Annotated in this window: 15 protein-coding genes; 5 read left to right on the top strand and 10 right to left on the bottom strand. The window is 62.1% G+C overall.

The window, feature by feature from the left end; translation table 11 throughout:
• Positions 1-7 precede the first annotated feature (7 nt).
• Positions 8-505 (top strand): transcription elongation factor GreB, encoded by a 498-nt coding sequence (gene greB / locus OC71_RS12870; RefSeq protein ID WP_007964774.1) that lies wholly within the window; start codon positions 8-10, stop codon positions 503-505.
• 5 nt (positions 506-510) lie between these two features.
• Here greB and OC71_RS12865 read toward each other — a convergent pair whose 3' ends face one another.
• From OC71_RS12865 to OC71_RS12855, 3 genes are all read right to left on the bottom strand, one after another.
• Positions 511-819, bottom strand: a complete 309-nt coding sequence (locus tag OC71_RS12865) for a hypothetical protein (RefSeq protein ID WP_041069494.1) — start codon at positions 817-819, stop codon at positions 511-513.
• A gap of 249 nt (positions 820-1068) precedes the next feature.
• Positions 1069-1503, bottom strand: a complete 435-nt coding sequence (locus tag OC71_RS12860) for a DoxX family protein (protein WP_041069491.1) — start codon at positions 1501-1503, stop codon at positions 1069-1071.
• A 108-nt stretch (positions 1504-1611) separates the two neighbouring features.
• The gene (locus OC71_RS12855; protein WP_041069488.1) at positions 1612-3033 is read right to left on the bottom strand and encodes a transglycosylase SLT domain-containing protein; all 1422 of its coding nucleotides are present in this window, start codon (positions 3031-3033) and stop codon (positions 1612-1614) included.
• A gap of 237 nt (positions 3034-3270) precedes the next feature.
• Between OC71_RS12855 and OC71_RS12850 the strand changes: the two genes are divergently transcribed.
• The 3 genes from OC71_RS12850 (at position 3271) to OC71_RS12840 (ending at position 6236) form a co-directional block, all read left to right on the top strand.
• On the top strand, positions 3271-4077 hold the full coding sequence (locus OC71_RS12850) for a TatD family hydrolase (RefSeq protein ID WP_041069485.1): 807 nt from the start codon (positions 3271-3273) through the stop codon (positions 4075-4077).
• A 123-nt stretch (positions 4078-4200) separates the two neighbouring features.
• Positions 4201-5682 carry a methyl-accepting chemotaxis protein gene (locus OC71_RS12845; RefSeq protein ID WP_041069482.1) on the top strand — a complete coding sequence of 494 codons (1482 nt, stop codon included), beginning with the start codon at positions 4201-4203 and terminating at the stop codon, positions 5680-5682.
• A gap of 188 nt (positions 5683-5870) precedes the next feature.
• Positions 5871-6236 (top strand): Mpo1-like protein, encoded by a 366-nt coding sequence (locus OC71_RS12840; RefSeq protein WP_041069479.1) that lies wholly within the window; start codon positions 5871-5873, stop codon positions 6234-6236.
• A gap of 5 nt (positions 6237-6241) precedes the next feature.
• Here the strand turns inward: OC71_RS12840 and OC71_RS12835 are convergent, their stop codons facing one another.
• From OC71_RS12835 to OC71_RS12825, 3 genes are all read right to left on the bottom strand, one after another.
• Positions 6242-7036 (bottom strand): acyl-CoA thioesterase II, encoded by a 795-nt coding sequence (locus OC71_RS12835; protein ID WP_041069476.1) that lies wholly within the window; start codon positions 7034-7036, stop codon positions 6242-6244.
• A 221-nt stretch (positions 7037-7257) separates the two neighbouring features.
• Positions 7258-8022 (bottom strand): CHAD domain-containing protein, encoded by a 765-nt coding sequence (locus tag OC71_RS12830; RefSeq protein ID WP_041069473.1) that lies wholly within the window; start codon positions 8020-8022, stop codon positions 7258-7260.
• Between the two features lie 79 nt (positions 8023-8101).
• On the bottom strand, positions 8102-8380 hold the full coding sequence (locus OC71_RS12825) for a hypothetical protein (RefSeq protein WP_041069470.1): 279 nt from the start codon (positions 8378-8380) through the stop codon (positions 8102-8104).
• Positions 8381-8597: 217 nt separating this feature from the next.
• Here OC71_RS12825 and OC71_RS12820 point away from each other — a divergent pair, with 217 nt between their 5' ends.
• Positions 8598-9644, top strand: a complete 1047-nt coding sequence (locus OC71_RS12820; RefSeq protein ID WP_041069466.1) for a patatin-like phospholipase family protein — start codon at positions 8598-8600, stop codon at positions 9642-9644.
• Positions 9645-9785: 141 nt separating this feature from the next.
• Here the strand turns inward: OC71_RS12820 and OC71_RS12815 are convergent, their stop codons facing one another.
• The 4 genes from OC71_RS12815 to kdpB form a co-directional block, all read right to left on the bottom strand.
• Positions 9786-10484 (bottom strand): response regulator, encoded by a 699-nt coding sequence (locus OC71_RS12815; protein ID WP_041069463.1) that lies wholly within the window; start codon positions 10482-10484, stop codon positions 9786-9788.
• Between the two features lie 48 nt (positions 10485-10532).
• Entirely contained in the window at positions 10533-13184 is a 2652-nt protein-coding gene (locus tag OC71_RS12810) for a sensor histidine kinase KdpD (protein ID WP_041069460.1), read from the bottom strand.
• Positions 13185-13312: 128 nt separating this feature from the next.
• Complete coding sequence (gene kdpC / locus OC71_RS12805; RefSeq protein ID WP_041069457.1) at positions 13313-13858, bottom strand: potassium-transporting ATPase subunit KdpC; 546 nt, start codon at positions 13856-13858, stop codon at positions 13313-13315.
• 131 nt (positions 13859-13989) lie between these two features.
• Entirely contained in the window at positions 13990-16047 is a 2058-nt protein-coding gene (gene kdpB / locus OC71_RS12800) for a potassium-transporting ATPase subunit KdpB (RefSeq protein ID WP_041069454.1), read from the bottom strand.
• Positions 16048-16049 lie beyond the last annotated feature (2 nt).

Here is a 16049-nt window from a genome sequence, read left to right as displayed (position 1 = left end):
AGTTACCATGAGCCGTTATCGCCCTCCCCGCACCGCCGGCACCGCGCTGATCACCCCTGAAGGTGAAGCGCGGATGCGCGCCGAATTCCATGAACTGTGGCATGTGCGCCGCCCGCAAGTGACGCAGGCAGTCAGCGAGGCAGCGGCGCAGGGTGATCGTTCGGAAAACGCCGAGTACACCTACGGCAAGAAAATGCTGCGCGAGATCGACAGCCGCGTGCGTTTTCTCACCAAGCGACTCGAAGCACTGAAGGTCGTCAGCGAAAAACCCAGCGATCCGAACAAGGTGTACTTCGGTGCCTGGGTGACCATCGAGGACGAAGACGGCAAGCAATCGCGCTACCGCATCGTCGGCCCGGATGAACTGGATCTGAAACTGGGTCTGATCAGCATTGACTCACCGCTGGCTCGTGCCTTGATCGGCAAGGCGCTGGACGCCGAGGTTCGGGTGCAGACGCCAACCGGTGAGCAGTTTGTCTATATCGTGGCGATCGACTATCCCTGAGCGTTTCAGCGGCGGGTGATCAAACCCTGCCGTGCAACGCGGGTCAGTTGCTTGATCATTTCCGGAGCGTCTTCAGCGCTTGGTGCCTGAATCACGGCGAGGTCAAAACTGTCACTGGCAAAGCGCGCCAGCGACTCGCCGTCTTCAACGAACTGGATCAGGAACGCGGCAGGACCGCCGCTGCGACGTGGCCAGCCATCGAGATAACGCAACAGCGTCGGCTGGTGTTTGCCGCCAAGCAGGATTTTTGGATTGCGTTGGGTGATATGTGCCGTGATCGGCGCGGGACGTGTTGGAGGGCGTAGTGCATTCATCGTGTCGTGTCTCTGCCTCAAAAGTCTGCATGGCAGGTGAGAGGCAACACCGAACCAGCGCTTTAGCGGTATTTCGAAGCCTTGTTCCGGCTTCTGACGGCAACTGTCTGAGTCACCTGGCGCCCCGCAAGTAGCTGTTTAAATCGGCGCATGAGCAACATCCTAGAGAACGTGACCGATGAGTGTCAAGAATCAGCCACAACAAAAAAAGGCCCGCACAATGCGGGCCTTTTGCTTGATCCAGAGCGCTCAACCGGCGATGGCGCGATCCACCGACAGCTTGCCGGCGCCTTCGATCATCACCGCGAGGCTGCCACCGAGCAACGCCAGGGCGAACTCGTAACCGTTGTTGGCCATGAACAGACCGTTGCTGATGTGCACGGTGAAGATCGCCACCAGCGACAGGAAGGTCAGACCCAGCGCCGCCGGGCGCGCCAGCAGGCCGATAATCAACGCCAGACCGGCAAAAAACTCAGTACCACCGGCCAGCGTGGCCATCAGGTAACCCGGGTGCAGACCGATGCTGTCCATGTATTGCGCGGTGCCCGCCAGACCGTAACCACCGAACAGACCAAACAGTTTTTGCGAACCGTGCGCGGCGAAGATCACGCCGACCGCGATGCGCAGAATGGTCAGGCCGTAACCGGCGCGGGTGAACAGAACCTTGTTGATCAGTGAGCTCATGAGGCATTCCTTGTTTTGCGAGAAGTGTGTTGGGATTGGCCGCTATATTAATCAGTTAAATTCATGTTAAAAGCGCAATTATTCCGCCATAACAATCAAATTATTAGATCATTTACGTGAGGCGACTTTCTGTCCCCGGGGCTCCAGCGACTCCCGCTCCCGGTCGAACGCCAGGTAATACTTGTTCACGCTATTAACATAGCTGACGGGGCCCATGCCCACCTGCTCCATGGCGATGCGCTCGACCTGAAAGAACCACTGGTTCGGATTCAGCCCGCGCCGGCGCGCCTCGGCGCGCATGCCTTGCACCCGCTCCGGGCCGATGTTGTAGGCCGCCAGGGTGAACGCCATGCGCTCGCGCTCATTGAGTTTCGGACTGTTGAAAAACTTGCGACGGATCATCGCCAGATACTTGGCCCCGGCCTGCACATTCGCATCGAGATTCTGGATGTTGTTCACACCGACCCGCTGCGCCGCGGACGGAGTGATCTGCATCAGCCCGGTCGGGCCGCTGCCGCTGCGGGCGCCGGGTTGCAGGGCCGACTCCTTGAAGGCCAGCGCCGCCAGATTCAGCCAATCCATGCTTTGCGCGTCGGCGTGTTTTTGCAGGGTCGGGCGCAGTTTTTCCAGACGCTGACGGTCAGCCTTGGCCAACGGATAGTGCACTTGGTAGAGGCGCCGATAGATCCGCAGGAATTCGGCATCCTCGTTCGCCGGCTTCCTGTAGCCGACCAGAAAGCGATCGATGCTCGCCCGCAGCATCGAGGCATCACGGCGCACAAACCAGTACTCCTCACCCGGTTCACTGATCATCAATTGCCGGTCAAAACGCAGCTTGGGCAGGATCTTGCCCCAGCGCTCGGCGATCGGTTGCTCAACGATAGTCAGGTGGAAAATTCCGCCCTGCACCATCTCCAGCACGTCCTCGACCGCCAGCGTCGGATCGACCCATTCGATCTTGATCGGCGCCAGTTTGTGCAGCGCCAGTTTCTGATTGAGCTGGCTCACCGCGTCCCCTGCCGCACTGCCGGTTGGCAAGGCCAGGGTCTTGCCGGAAAGCTGCTCGACCTTGGTGTAACGACGCTCGCCCTTGATACCGACCAGCACCAGCGGCACATTGCTGGCGATCGGCTCGCTGCTGGCCACCGAGTGGCCCGGCTGCAGATCAAGCAGCTCGCCGGGCGCCACCAGATCACCTTCGCCGCGTTGCAACGCGCCGAGCAGTTGATCCTTGGCTTTGGGAATGATCTTGAGAGTGACTTCCTGGCCGTCGCGGGCGTGGCCATTGAGGTACTGCTCGAAGGCGCGCAGGCGATGGTATTCGACACCGATGGCCTGGCCCTGGACTTCTCCAGAGCTGTTGCGACTCTGGTTGACCAGCACTCGCAGTACGCGGCTGCTGCGTATCTCCGACAGGTCGCGGACCTTGGCGGCCGGTACGGCTTGCTGTGGCCCGGGCAAGCGCGCAACCGCCGTTATCGGCAGTAGCAACGACGCACACAACAGGAGCAAAACCGAGGGACGATGCATCCACTCTCCGGAAAGAATACGGGGCGTTTTTTAACCGCTGAACGGTCAAAATCGCCGACGAAAACAGAGCGCCTGGAGCGCTGGCAAAGTGCGAGAGACTGGCACAGTGATGGCTTTTGCGCCAACCCGGGCTCTGTCACGGCATCAAAAGACAGCTATAACTCTTTGTAGTTCTTGGCTTTTCTTATAAATCTACAGCTCTGGTATGCTTTCCGGCCTTCGGCCCGAGGTAGAACCATGCAACTCATCGATATCGGCGTCAACCTGACCAACCCCAGTTTTGCTGAAAAACATCAGGCCGTGCTCGACCGCGCCTACGCTGCCGGGGTCTGCCAACTGGTGCTGACCGGCACCAGCGTCGAAGGTAGCGAACAGGCGCTGGAGCTGTGCCGGCAACTGGATGACGGTGGCCAACAGCTGTTCGCCACCGCTGGCATTCACCCGCATTCGGCCAGTGACTGGAATGCTGACAGCGCGCGCCGGTTGCGCAGTCTGCTGCACGAGCCAAACGTGGTCGTCGTGGGTGAATGCGGGCTGGATTTCAACCGTGATTTCTCGCCGCGCCCGCAACAGGAAAAAGTCCTCGAAGAACATCTGGCGCTGGCAGTAGAACTGCAATTGCCGGTGTTCCTCCACGAACGCGATGCCAGTCAGCGCTTGCTGGAGATCCTCCGGGACTTCCGTGATCAATTGCCCGCCGCTGTGGTGCACTGCTTTACTGGCGAGCAAAAAGCCTTGTTCAGTTACCTGGATCTGGACCTGCACATCGGCATCACCGGCTGGATCTGCGACGAGCGCCGCGGCACGCACCTGCACTCGCTGGTCAAGGAGATCAAACGCGGACGACTGATGCTCGAAAGCGACGCGCCGTATCTGCTGCCCCGCACCTTGCGGCCAAAGCCGAAGAACGGCCGCAATGAGCCGGCGTATCTGACCGAAGTATTGCGCGAAGTGGCGTTGCACCGAGGCGAGAGCGAGGAAGACCTGGCAGCGCACACCACCGCGTGTGCCCGCGCGTTCTTCAACCTCCCCGCGCTTCCCTGACACACCGAAATTCTCCTGTGGGAGCGATGCGTTCTTTTGATGTGTATCAAGATCCGCAGATCTGCATAGCGGCACAATGCTGGCACCTTGCCAAAACTGTTTCCGCTATCAGAGAAGACCTCCATGGGTGCCTGGCTTAGCAATATCTCGCTGAAATACAAATTCTGGGCGGTCAATGCGGTCGCTTTCGTCACCACCCTGCTGCTGGTGCTGTACGCCGTGCAACTGGAACAGCAGGCGCGCAGCCACGCGGCGCAGGCATCCGCCCAGGCCCAGGCACAATTGCTCAAGGCCTGGCCGGCCGGGCAGGCATTGCCCAAGGCTGATCAGATTCTGACCTTCAAACGCGGGGAAGCGCCGCGCCTCAACGATCAGCCGGTGCTGGAGATCAGCGACGACAACGGCTGGAACGAAATCAATCACCTGCCATTGTTCGGCAGTAACCCGTTAATGGGCGCCGAAGTGTTCAGCCGTGCCGACGGACAGCAGGTGGCAGTCATTGCCTATGGTCCAAGCCTGGCGCAAGTGTTCAGCGAACGTTTTGCCAACTACGCGGTGGCAGTGTTCATCCTGATGCTGGCCATGCTCGGCGCTTCGCAACTGCTGATCCGCTTCCTGCTCAGCCAACTCAACACCTTGAAAGACGTGATGCTGCACGTCGAGAAAAGCGGTGACCTCTCGGCCCGTGTGCCGCTGGCGTGCAAGGACGAAGTCGGGCAGATGGCCAATGCGTTCAACGCAATGCAGGCTGGCTACCAACGGGTGGTCAACACCGTCGCCAACACCGCGCGGCAACTCGACGTCGGTGCCGCGCGTCTGGCGGCGAGCATGAACGAAGTGCGCCACGGCATGCTCGGTCAGCAAAGTGAAACCGATCAGGCCGCCACCGCAATCAACGAAATGACCGCCACGGTTTATCACATCGCCCAGCACGCCGGCGCCACCCGCGATCTGTCGCAGACCGCCGATGGTCTGGCCGGCAGCGGTCAGCAAGTGGTCAGTCGCGTACAGCAGTCGATTGCAGGACTCTCCAGCGGCGTGCAGCAGACCGCCGAAATGATCCAGCGCCTGGCCGAAGACAGCCAGAAGATCAACGGCGTGGTCAGCGTGATCCACAGCATCGCCGAGCAAACCAATCTGCTGGCGCTGAACGCCGCCATCGAAGCAGCCCGTGCCGGCGAGATGGGCCGCGGTTTTGCGGTAGTCGCCGATGAGGTGCGCAACCTGGCGAAACGCGTGCAGACCTCCACCGATGAAATCACCACCATGGTCTCGGCGCTGCAGGCCGGCACCCGCGATGCGGTGGACTTCATGCAGGAGAGTTCGTACAAGGCCGACGACTGCGTGCAGCAGGCACAGGAGGCTGGCGAGGCGCTGGCGGAAATCACTGGCGCCGTGGCGCAGATGCGCGAGAGCAACACGCAGATTGCGGTGGCGGCCGAGCAGCAGAGCCAAGTGGCGGAAGAGATGAATCGGGCAGTGGTGAGTATTCGTGATGTGACTGAAAACACCGTGCAGCAGACTGTGGATTCGGCGACCACCAGTAATGAGTTGGCGACGTTGGCCGGGGAGCTCAACAAGGCAATCGGGCAGTTGAAACTCTGAAGATCAAAAGATCGCAGCCTTCGGCAGCTCCTACAGGTATACGCATTTCAATGTAGGAGCTGCCGAAGGCTGCGATCTTTTTTTGTTCACCATTACTATGATGCCAATAGCCAACCTTGATTCGCCGCCCCACCCGCCCCGGCCTATTCTTCAAGCATGTGTTCAACATGGATCGAGGAGTAGTCAACATGGGCAAACGTCACCCCAACCTTCCCGCGTGGCAATGGCGCGCGTACCCGAACAATCACCAGCACCCGACCAATCTGGTGTTGCACCTGATTGCCGTGCCGCTGTTCATCGTCGCGTTTCTGTTGATTGTGTCCGGAGTGTTCAGCCTGAGCCTGGCCAGTGTCGCCATCGGCGTAATCGGGATTGTCGCGGCGCTGGGTCTGCAGCGCCACGGCCACAGCCTGGAGGCGCAAGCCTCCGAGCCGTTCAGTGATCGCCAGGATGCCGTGTCACGCTTGCTGGTCGAACAGTTCCTGACCTTTCCACGGTTTTTCCTCAGTGGCGGCTGGTGGCGCGCCTGGCGGGAGCGTCATCGTCGGCACTGAATGACTCAGGCAAAAATCGTCACGGTCTGGCGACTCATGGCAATCAACTCCCCCTCCGCGCTCCACAGCTTGGCGGCCACATGGCCGTAACCGTCGGCAGCGTACTCGATATCCGCCAGGTATTTGCACCAGTCCAGCGTGCTCAAGTCGCGTAGCGGCTGCACGAATTCGATGGTCCAGGTCAACGTGCTGCCCGGTGCCGGTTTCTTCAGATACGGCAACAGTGCCGGAGGCCAGGCATCCACCAGCGCCAGCAGATGCGCCTCATTGACCGGTTCTTCCTTGACGTCCCCACGCAAGCGCACCCAGCCGCCCATCTGCCGCGATTTATTGCCAGTGAAGGGCATGCCGCCAACACTCCAGCGCATCGCCAAGTGCCGCATGAACTCCGGGGTCACGCCTTTGATATAGGGCAACTCCTGGCATTCGTCCCAGTGTTTCATTTCCACCGCCGGGTAGGCCTCGACCGCGACTTCCGAAGGCCGCGAAGCACCGAAGCTGCCCTGCACGATAGTCACCACCTGACCGTTCTGCATCGCACGCCCCAGCACCTGACTGACCGCTTTGCCTTCGCGCAACACATCAACTTCGAAACGCACCGGGACGTCCGGCTCGACCGGGCCGACAAAGGTGATCGCCAACGAACGCACCGGGCGCTCGGCCGGCACTTTCGCGCGCATGGTTTCGTATTGCAGCGCCGCGACCAGGCCGCCAAAACTGGCCCGGCCCTGACCCCACTCGGCGGGAATGGTCACTTCTGGCTGGCGACGAACCGCCTCGAGCAGATCGGAAAAGCGCATGACAACCTCGGCAAGCGAAAAAGGAATGCAGCGATCTTAACCAGCATGGCAGAGCGCCGCAGCGTCTATTCCGGTCAAATGGACTGACAGAAAGGCCTTACCCAGATTTCCCACTCAAAGAAAAACCCCTGTAGGCGCTGCCGAAGGCTGCGATCTTTGTTTTTTAAAATCAAAAGATCGCAGCCTTCGGCAGCGCCTACAGGGGCCGGGTGATATCGAGGTTATTTGAAGCAGGCTGAACTGAGTTTTTCCAGCACCCGATCCGCCTTGGCTTCAGCCTTGATCAGGCCCGCCTGCCAGGTCGCGACGCAGGGTTGCAGATCGCTTTCCTGCTCGGCCCGCGCCAGCCACTGCCAGCAATCGTGCCAGTCGCCCAGCGCGCCCTGCGCCGACTTCAGCCGCTCCAGCGCCGGCTCAGGCAGGCGATCGATTTCCGGATAGGCTTCGATGCCATACCGCACGCGCTTGATCAGCAAGCGCAGACGATGCCGATCATGGGCCGGATCGTGCAGGGCCTCGTCGAGTTTTTTCCATTGTTTGTGCAGGCGTTTTTCGATGCGTTTGCCCAGCCCATTGAGCAGACCCTGACGCTCGGAGGCACGCAAAAATCGCGGGAAAGCGTCGAGGATGATCAGCAGCGAAGCCACTTCGGCGCTGGCTGCCAAGGCTGGATAAGCTTCGTCCATTTGCGCCATGCGCCGCTGCGCCGCTTGCGGTTGATCATGCTTGAGCAGGTACGCCGCCAGCACCTCGCGGTCACGCCACGGCGTGGTCAACTGCCCCACCGCGGATGCCGCCACTTCCAGTTGCTCGACACCGGGCAAGCCACGCAAGGGTCGCAACAGGCTGCGCAAGCGCCGTACCGTAGTGCGCAAGTCATGCAGCGCCTCGGGGTCGGTACGCGCGGTCAGGCGCGCCTGACAGGCCAGCAAACGCACTTCCAGACTCAGGACATGAGCCACCAACCGGTCCACCAACGCAGACATCACTTGCTCCTGATTCACATGGCTTGAAGGATGAGTCTGCCGTCAGAAGGCACGCGCATCCTTGCGTCAAGTCAGCAGCTTAGCGTCCGGCGCGGGATTCGCGAATATAGAAACGGGCTTTCTCGGCCTTTTTGCTGCAGCCTTCGAAGCCTTCGAATTGCTGTTGAGTCTTGGCCGCCGTCAGCAACGACAGCGCCTTGGAGTAACTGACCGTGCCGGCAAAACCTTCGGCCTTGGCCAGGTCCAGTTCATGCCACGCCGCATCGAGCTGACTGCCACAGCTGTCACGATAAGCAGTCTTGCCAGCGCAACCGGCCAATGCCAGCGCAATCAACGGCACACAGATCCAGGCTTTCATCACTCACACCTCAAAATAGGTCAACAGTCGTGCAGGTAAGACGTTACGGCGCGGGAAAAGTGCCTTGGCGCCCCATGAATCTGCGGTGACCAAAGCATAGCGCCGAGTGGTCACGCCGTAGCGAAAAAACGACGCGCCTGCGGCCCCGAACGACCCTGACGATTGTCGCCCGCCCCCGGATGGGTGCATTGTGAAGCCTTGTCGGGGAGGAAGCTTGATGAAAAAGCGTGTCGCACTGGTGCTGGGCTCCGGTGGCGCCCGGGGTTATGCCCATATCGGAGTCATCGAAGAGATCGAAAGACGCGGTTACGACATTGCCTGCATTGCCGGTTGTTCGATGGGGGCGGTGGTCGGAGGAATCTATGCGGCCGGCAAACTCGATCAGTATCGCAACTGGATCGAAACCCTCGACTATCTGGACGTGCTGCGGCTGGTAGACGTGAGTTTTCGTCTCGGGGCCATTCGCGGCGAAAAGGTCTTCGGGCAGATCCGCAAGATCGTCGGCGAAATCAACATCGAAGACCTGCGCATCCCCTACACCGCGGTCGCCGCCGACCTGACCAACCAGCAGGAAATCTGGTTCCAGGAAGGCTGCCTGCATCAGGCGATGCGCGCCTCGGCGGCGATCCCCAGCCTGTTCACGCCGGTGATGCAGGGCAATCGGATGCTGGTGGACGGCGGCATTCTCAACCCGTTGCCGATTGTGCCGGTGGTGTCCAGCCACTGCGACCTGATCATCGCGGTCAACCTCAACGCCACCAACCAGCGGCATTACAAATTGCCGGTGATCCAGCGCCCGCCAGCGTTTCGTTCGCGCTTCGACAGTCTGCTCAGTTCGCTGGGTTCGAAGATGCCGTTCCGTCGCAAACAGGCCGAGCAATTGCTGCTGCTTGAACAGGAAGCCCGGCGTGCGGAGGCGGCCGACATCAACCCGTGGCTGGAAGGCAGCGAACCGGAAAGTCAGCAACCGGCAGCGGCCCCCGAGCGCGAAGGTGCGCCGAAATCCGCCACCGGTTCGTTCATCATCGACAACGTCGGGCCGGCGTCACTGCTGGACCTGATCAACCAGAGTTTCGAGGTGATGCAGACCTCGTTGGCGCAGTACAAGATCGCCGGCTATCCGCCGGACATCCTGATCAACGTGCCGAAGCGCGTGTGCCGGTTTTTCGAATTCTACAAAGCGCCGGAACTGATCGCGCTGGGGCGGGAGATTGCGCGGGATACGCTGGATCGGTATGAGAGTGAGCAGAGTAGAGAGCCCTGAGTTCTCGGCTGGCTGTCAGGGCCTCATCGCTGGCAAGCCAGCTCCCACAGGGTTCTGCGCAGTTATTGAAATTTGTATTTCACACCGTCCACTGTGGGAGCGGGCTTGCCCGCGAAGGCGTCAGCTCAGCCAACCCGAAACCTACAGACTGTTATCACTGATCAGCCGATACCCGACGCCAGCTTCAGTGACAATAAACCGCGGCCGAGTCGGATCATCCGCCAGCTTCTGGCGCAAATGCCCAACGACAATCCGCAAATAATGACTGTCCTCGGTATGCGTCGGCCCCCAGATGTCCTTGAGCAATTGCTGTTGGGTGATCACCCTGCCCGGATGCCGTGCCAGTTGCGCCAGCACCGCGTATTCCTTGCGGGTCAGCGCCACTTCGGCGCCATCGAGCAACACCCGCCGATAGGCCAGATCCACGGTCAACGGGCCGAACGACAGCGCCGCCTGTTGCGCCTCGCCAGCCGGTGCCTGACGCAACAACGCGCGGACCCGGGCGAGAAACTCCTGAATGCCGAACGGTTTGGTCACGTAGTCGTTGGCGCCGCCATCCAGCGCCTGGACTTTCTGCCCCTCGCTGGCCCGCACCGAGAGCACCAGCACCGGCGCAGTGGCCCACTCGCGAAACTCGCGCAGCACCTGCTGGCCGTCCATGTCCGGCAGGCCGAGGTCGAGCACCAGCAAGTCCGGCTTGTTCAGCGCCGCCTGCGCCAGGCCCTCGGCACCCGTGCCGGCCTCGAGCACTTTGTAGCCTTGTGAGGCGAGGCTGATGCGCAGGAATTTACGGATCTGCGGTTCGTCATCGATGACCAAAATGGTCGCGGTCTGGCTCATGAATTCACATCAACACAAAAGATTGGCAAGAGAGTAGCGCAGTCGCGATCAGGCTTCATTGTCCATCCCCGGTTGCGTCTGCAACGGCAGGTGCAGGGTGATGCTGGTGCCGCGGCCGTCGATGCCGTCGGCGACGCTGATTCGCCCGCCATGCGCACCGACCATGCCCTGGCAGATCGCTAGCCCCAGGCCGGTGCCCTGCCCGCCGCGATCACCACGGGCGGCGGTATAGAACATGTCGAAAATCTTCGCCCGCTCGTCCTCGGGAATTCCCGGGCCTTCGTCGCTGACCGAGAAGAAAATCTCTTCGTCATTGGCGCCGGCACTCAGTTGCAAACGACCGTGTGGCGGCGAGAAGCGCGCAGCGTTTTCCAGCACATTGACCAGCGCCTGCTCGATCAGCGCGGCGTGCACGAACAGCAGCGGCAACTCGGCCGGCACATCGGTGCTGACCTGCAACGGCGCGAGCACTGCACGCAGGCGATTGAGCGAGCTGCCGACGATGTCCGCCGGCGCTACCCAGTCGCGCGCGAGCTTCAATGCACCGTGGCCGAGGCGGGTCATGTCCAGCAGGTTCTGGATGTAGCGGTCGAGGCGTTCGGCTTCATCGCGCGTGCCTTCGAGCAACTCGCGGCGATCCTCCAGTGGAATGGCTTCGCCGAGGGCCAGCAAGCTGTCGATGCTGCCGCGCATGGCGGTCAGCGGCGTGCGCAGATCATGCGATACCGAGGCCAGCAGCGCACTGCGCAATTGCTCGGTTTCGCCGTGCAGGCGCGCGGCTTCCAGATCGTCCGCCAGTTGCGCCCGGGCCAGCGCCTGCGCCAGCGGCTGACTCAACGCGGTGAGCAGGCGTCGACGCTGGCCGCTCAAGGTCTGGCCCTCTTTGGCGCAGACCCCGAGCAGCGCCAGCGGCCCGTCTTCCACCGACAGCGGCCACCACCACCAGCGACCGAACGGCAGCGTGCCGGTGCCCATGCCCGCCGGTTGATCGTGCTGCCAGGCCCAGTCGGCGGCAGCTCGTTCGGATTCGCTGAATTCCAGCGGTCCGCCGGTCTCGACTTTCCAGCCGCCCTGGCCGTCGCGGTTGAGCAGGCACAATTGCAGATCACTCCAGCCATTGAGGTGCTGCGCGGCAGCGCTGATCACGGCCTGACGATCCGTCGCCGCCGTGAGTTTGCGCGACAGGTCGAGCAGCTCGGTGGTCTCTTCCTGCGTGTCGCGCAGCGCCTGCAACTGCCGCCGCTGACGCGCAGCGAGATTACCGGTGAGCGCCGCCATCAGCAGGAAGAACAGCAAGGTCAAAACGTCTTCTTCGCGCTGGATGGCGAAGGAAAAATTCGGCGGAATGAACAGAAAATCGTAGGTCAGAAACGACAGCGCCGCGCACGCCAGCGCCGGCCCCAGACTGCTGCGCACCGCCACCAGCAACACCGCCGCGAGAAACACCAGCGAGATGTTCGGCAGCGGCAAAATACTCGAGACCGCCCACGCCAGGGCACTGGCCAACACCGTGGCAACCAGTGCCAACAGATAGTCGAACCAGACCAGCGTCGGCGTCGCCCGCAGACGCGGCTGCGGGTGTTCATGGTCGTTATCGAGGACGTTGATTTCCAGGCCGTGGGCCTGGCGCAACAAACGCGCGGCGAGCCCACCACCGAACAGACGACGGCGCAGACTCGGCCGCGACTGGCCGACCAGCAGCAGACTCGCACGGCGTTCGGCGGCATGCTGGATCAGGGTTTTCGCCACTTCGCCGGCGCGCAACAACACCACTTCGCCGCCGAGGCGTTCGGCCAGTTGCTGGGCGTTTTGCAGGCGCAGGCGCGATTGCTCGTCGCGCACCGTGCCGTTGTCGACATGCACCAGACTCCACGGTAAATGCCGGCGCTGGGCCACACGGCTGGCGTGACGCACCAGGCGTTCGGCATGCGCGTCGCCATCAACGCCGACCAGCAAACGCCCGCGTACCGCCGGAGCCGCCTGACCGAGTTGGCGATAGCCTTGCGCAAGATCGTTATCAACCTGCGCGGCCGCCGTTTGCATCGCCAGTTCACGCAACGCGGTGAGGTTGGTCTGGGTGAAAAACGCATCGATCGCCGCCCGCGCCTGTTCCGGCACGTAGACCTTGCCTTCGCGCAGACGCTCCAGCAGCTCGCGCGGTGGCAGGTCGATCAGCAGCAGTTCGTAGGCTTCCTGCAGCACCCAGTCCGGCAGGGTTTCGCGCACCTGCACACCGGTGATGCCGCGCACCTGATCGTTGAGACTTTCCAGGTGCTGGACGTTGACCGTGGTGTAGACGTCGATGCCGGCGGCGAGCAGTTCCTGAATATCCTGCCAGCGCTTGGCATGTCGGCTGCCGGGGGCGTTGGTGTGCGCCAGTTCGTCCACCAGTACCAGTTTCGGTTTAGCCGCAAGCAGACCGTCGAGGTCCATTTCTTCGAGCATCACGCCACGGTATTCCGAGCGCACCAACGGCTGCTGCGGCAAACCGCCGAGCAGCGCTTCAGTCTCCGCGCGGCCGTGGGTTTCGACGACGCCAGCGATGACTTTCACGCCCTGGCGCAATTGCGTGTGTGCGGCCTGGAGCATGGCGTAGGTTTTGCCGACGCCGGGGGCGGCACCGAGGAAAATCTTCAGCCGACCACGGCCGTCGCGGGGCAGGTCTGCTAACAGCGCGTCGGCGCGGCCGGAGTCGCTCATGCTTGATGTTCTCTCTTCCTGATAGTTATGCGGTGTTCTCTTGCCCTCTTCGCGAGCAGGCTCGCTCCCACAGGTTCAGTGTTGCTCTTGTGGGAGCGAGCCTGCTCGCGAATGGCCGCGCCGCCGAATTACAGCTTTTCCAGCGCCATGTTCAATTCCAGCACATTCACCACCGGCGGCCCCACCAGCGGCTGTTCGATGTGCGCATCGAGCAGTTGCTGCAAGGTCGACACCGGCAGGTTGCGCGCTTGCGCGACACGCGCCAGTTGATAGGCAATTGCCGCCGGTGGCAAGTGCGGATCGAGGCCACTGCCGGAGGTGGTCAGCAGCGCCAAGGGCACTGGCCCCTGGCCGGGCACCTGCAACTTGTTGGCGTCGTCGATCACCCGCGTGGCCAGTGCCGGATTGCTTGGTGCGAGGTTACTGGCACTGCTGGACACGGTCGCAAACGCGCCCGCCGAAGGACGCGGATGGAACCACGCATCACCGACGAAATCCTGGGCGATCAGCGACGAGCCGCGCACCTTGCCGTCGGCATCGTGCACCAGGCTGCCGTTGGCCTGTTCAGGGAAGGCGACCTGGGCGACGCCGGTCACCACCAGTGGATAGACCACGCCGGTGACCAGGGTCATCAGCACCAGCAGGCTCAGGGCCGGACGTATCATTGTGGACATTGCAAAATCCTCGAATTCAGAAAGCGGATACCGCGTTAATTCAGGTGGATCGCTTCGATTTCATCGCCAGCAGGCTGGCTCCCACAGGGGACCGCATTGCAACTGTGGGAGCGAGCCTGCGCGCGAATGGATCACACCAGATGCAGCGCCGTCAGCAGCATGTCGATCGCCTTGATCCCCACGAACGGCACCAGAATCCCGCCCAGTCCGTAGATCAGCAGATTGCGTCGCAGCAATGCCGCGGCGCTCGCCGCCTGCACGCGCACGCCGCGCAATGCCAGTGGAATCAGCACGACGATGATCAGGGCGTTGAAGACGATGGCCGAGAGGATCGCGCTCTGCGGACTGGTCAGGTGCATGATGTTCAGCACGCCCAGTTGCGGATAAATCGCGGCGAACAGCGCCGGCAGAATCGCGAAGTATTTGGCCACGTCGTTGGCGATGGAAAACGTCGTCAGCGCGCCACGGGTCACCAGCAACTCCTTGCCGATCTGCACCACGTCCAGCAGCTTGGTCGGGTCGCTGTCGAGGTCGACCATGTTCGCCGCTTCGCGCGCGGCTTGTGTGCCGTCGTTCATCGCCATGCCGACGTCAGCCTGGGCCAGCGCCGGGGCGTCGTTGGCGCCGTCGCCGCACATGGCGACCAGACGGCCGTCGTTCTGCTCATGGCGGATACGCGCCAGTTTTTTCTCCGGGGTGGCTTCGGCGAGCACGTCATCGACGCCCGCTTCAGCCGCGATGGCCGCAGCGGTCAACGGGTTGTCACCGGTGACCATCACCGTGCGAATCCCCAGTTTGCGCAGCTCGGCAAAACGCTCGCGAATGCCTGGCTTGACCACGTCCTTGAGGTGGATCGCACCCAGCAGCTTGCCGTCGGCGCAGACCAGCAACGGCGTGCCGCCACTCTGGGCGATCTTGTCGATTTCCCGCGACAGCGCCGGGGCCAGATCGGAGCGTTGTTGACCAAGGAACGCCAGCAGCGAATCCACGGCGCCCTTGCGGTATACGCGGCCCTGATAGTCGACACCGGACAGGCGGGTTTCCGCGCTGAACGGCACGGCAATCAAGGTATCCAGCGCTGGTTCGGATTGCGGGTGCAGACCGCGCAGGTACTCGACGATGGATTTGCCTTCGGCGGTTTCGTCCGCCAGCGAGGCGAACAACGCACCTTCGGCCAACTCGCGACCACTCACGCCCGGCGCGGCATACACCGCGCTGCAACGACGGTTGCCGAAGGTGATGGTACCGGTCTTGTCCAGCAGCAGCACGTGCACGTCACCGGCCGCTTCCACGGCGCGACCGGACTTGGCGATCACGTTCAGGCGAACCAGACGATCCATCCCGGCAATACCGATGGCCGACAACAGGCCTCCGATGGTGGTCGGAATCAGCGTGACCAGCAGCGCCACCAGGAACACCAGCGGCAGGCTGCCATTGGCGAAGTGGGCGAACGGTTGCAGGGTCACTACCACCAGCAGGAAGATCAGAGTCAGGCCGATCAGCAGGATATCCAGCGCGACTTCGTTCGGGGTCTTCTGGCGCTTGGCGCCTTCGACCAACGCAATCATGCGGTCGAGGGTCGACTCACCGGGGTTGGCGGTGATCTTCACCAGCAACCAGTCGGACACCAGGCGCGTGTTGCCGGTGACCGCCGAGCGATCGCCGCCGGACTCGCGAATCACTGGCGCCGACTCACCGGTAATCGCCGCTTCATTGACCGCCGCGATCCCTTCGATGACTTCGCCGTCACCGGGGATCATCTCCCCCGCTTCGACGCGCACCACATCACCTTTGCGCAGGTTGGCGGCAGGCACGACATGGAAGCTGCCATTGGCCAGTTTGCGCCGCGCGCTGAGGCCTTCGCTGCCGGCCTTGAGGCTGTCGGCGCGGGCCTTCCCGCGCCCCTCGGCCAAGGCCTCGGCGAAGTTGGCGAACAGCACCGTGAACCACAGCCACAGAGCAATCTGCGCGGCGACGAACGTCGGCACGACGTTGTCCGGAATGAAGCACAGTACGGTGGTGAAAATCGCCGTCAGTTCGACCACCAGCATCACCGGCGAACGCACCAGCTGGCGCGGGTCGAGCTTGACGAAAGCTTGCACCAGCGCCGGACGCCACAGGGCCGAGATCGCGGTTTTCGCTTGTTCCGGCGCCTTCACGGCGGCGGGTTTGATTGCGGGCATATTCATCA

Origin of the sequence: Pseudomonas sp. W15Feb9B (genome assembly GCF_000828175.1) — a bacterium.
GTDB classification, from domain to species: Bacteria; Pseudomonadota; Gammaproteobacteria; order Pseudomonadales; family Pseudomonadaceae; genus Aquipseudomonas; species Aquipseudomonas parakoreensis.
Note: the sequence above shows the minus strand (reverse complement) of the source record. Positions and strands in the feature narration are given on the sequence as shown.

Bases quoted from the DNA above. Each gene is read 5' to 3' on its own strand.
- greB (WP_007964774.1), top strand. From the start codon at position 8: ATGAGCCGTTATCGCCCTCCCCGCACCGCCGGCACCGCGCTGATCACC.
- OC71_RS12865 (WP_041069494.1), bottom strand. From the start codon at position 819: ATGAATGCACTACGCCCTCCAACACGTCCCGCGCCGATCACGGCACAT.
- OC71_RS12860 (WP_041069491.1), bottom strand. From the start codon at position 1,503: ATGAGCTCACTGATCAACAAGGTTCTGTTCACCCGCGCCGGTTACGGC.
- OC71_RS12855 (WP_041069488.1), bottom strand. From the start codon at position 3,033: ATGCATCGTCCCTCGGTTTTGCTCCTGTTGTGTGCGTCGTTGCTACTG.
- OC71_RS12850 (WP_041069485.1), top strand. From the start codon at position 3,271: ATGCAACTCATCGATATCGGCGTCAACCTGACCAACCCCAGTTTTGCT.
- OC71_RS12845 (WP_041069482.1), top strand. From the start codon at position 4,201: ATGGGTGCCTGGCTTAGCAATATCTCGCTGAAATACAAATTCTGGGCG.
- OC71_RS12840 (WP_041069479.1), top strand. From the start codon at position 5,871: ATGGGCAAACGTCACCCCAACCTTCCCGCGTGGCAATGGCGCGCGTAC.
- OC71_RS12835 (WP_041069476.1), bottom strand. From the start codon at position 7,036: ATGCGCTTTTCCGATCTGCTCGAGGCGGTTCGTCGCCAGCCAGAAGTG.
- OC71_RS12830 (WP_041069473.1), bottom strand. From the start codon at position 8,022: ATGTCTGCGTTGGTGGACCGGTTGGTGGCTCATGTCCTGAGTCTGGAA.
- OC71_RS12825 (WP_041069470.1), bottom strand. From the start codon at position 8,380: ATGAAAGCCTGGATCTGTGTGCCGTTGATTGCGCTGGCATTGGCCGGT.
- OC71_RS12820 (WP_041069466.1), top strand. From the start codon at position 8,598: ATGAAAAAGCGTGTCGCACTGGTGCTGGGCTCCGGTGGCGCCCGGGGT.
- OC71_RS12815 (WP_041069463.1), bottom strand. From the start codon at position 10,484: ATGAGCCAGACCGCGACCATTTTGGTCATCGATGACGAACCGCAGATC.
- OC71_RS12810 (WP_041069460.1), bottom strand. From the start codon at position 13,184: ATGAGCGACTCCGGCCGCGCCGACGCGCTGTTAGCAGACCTGCCCCGC.
- kdpC (WP_041069457.1), bottom strand. From the start codon at position 13,858: ATGTCCACAATGATACGTCCGGCCCTGAGCCTGCTGGTGCTGATGACC.
- kdpB (WP_041069454.1), bottom strand. From the start codon at position 16,047: ATGAATATGCCCGCAATCAAACCCGCCGCCGTGAAGGCGCCGGAACAA.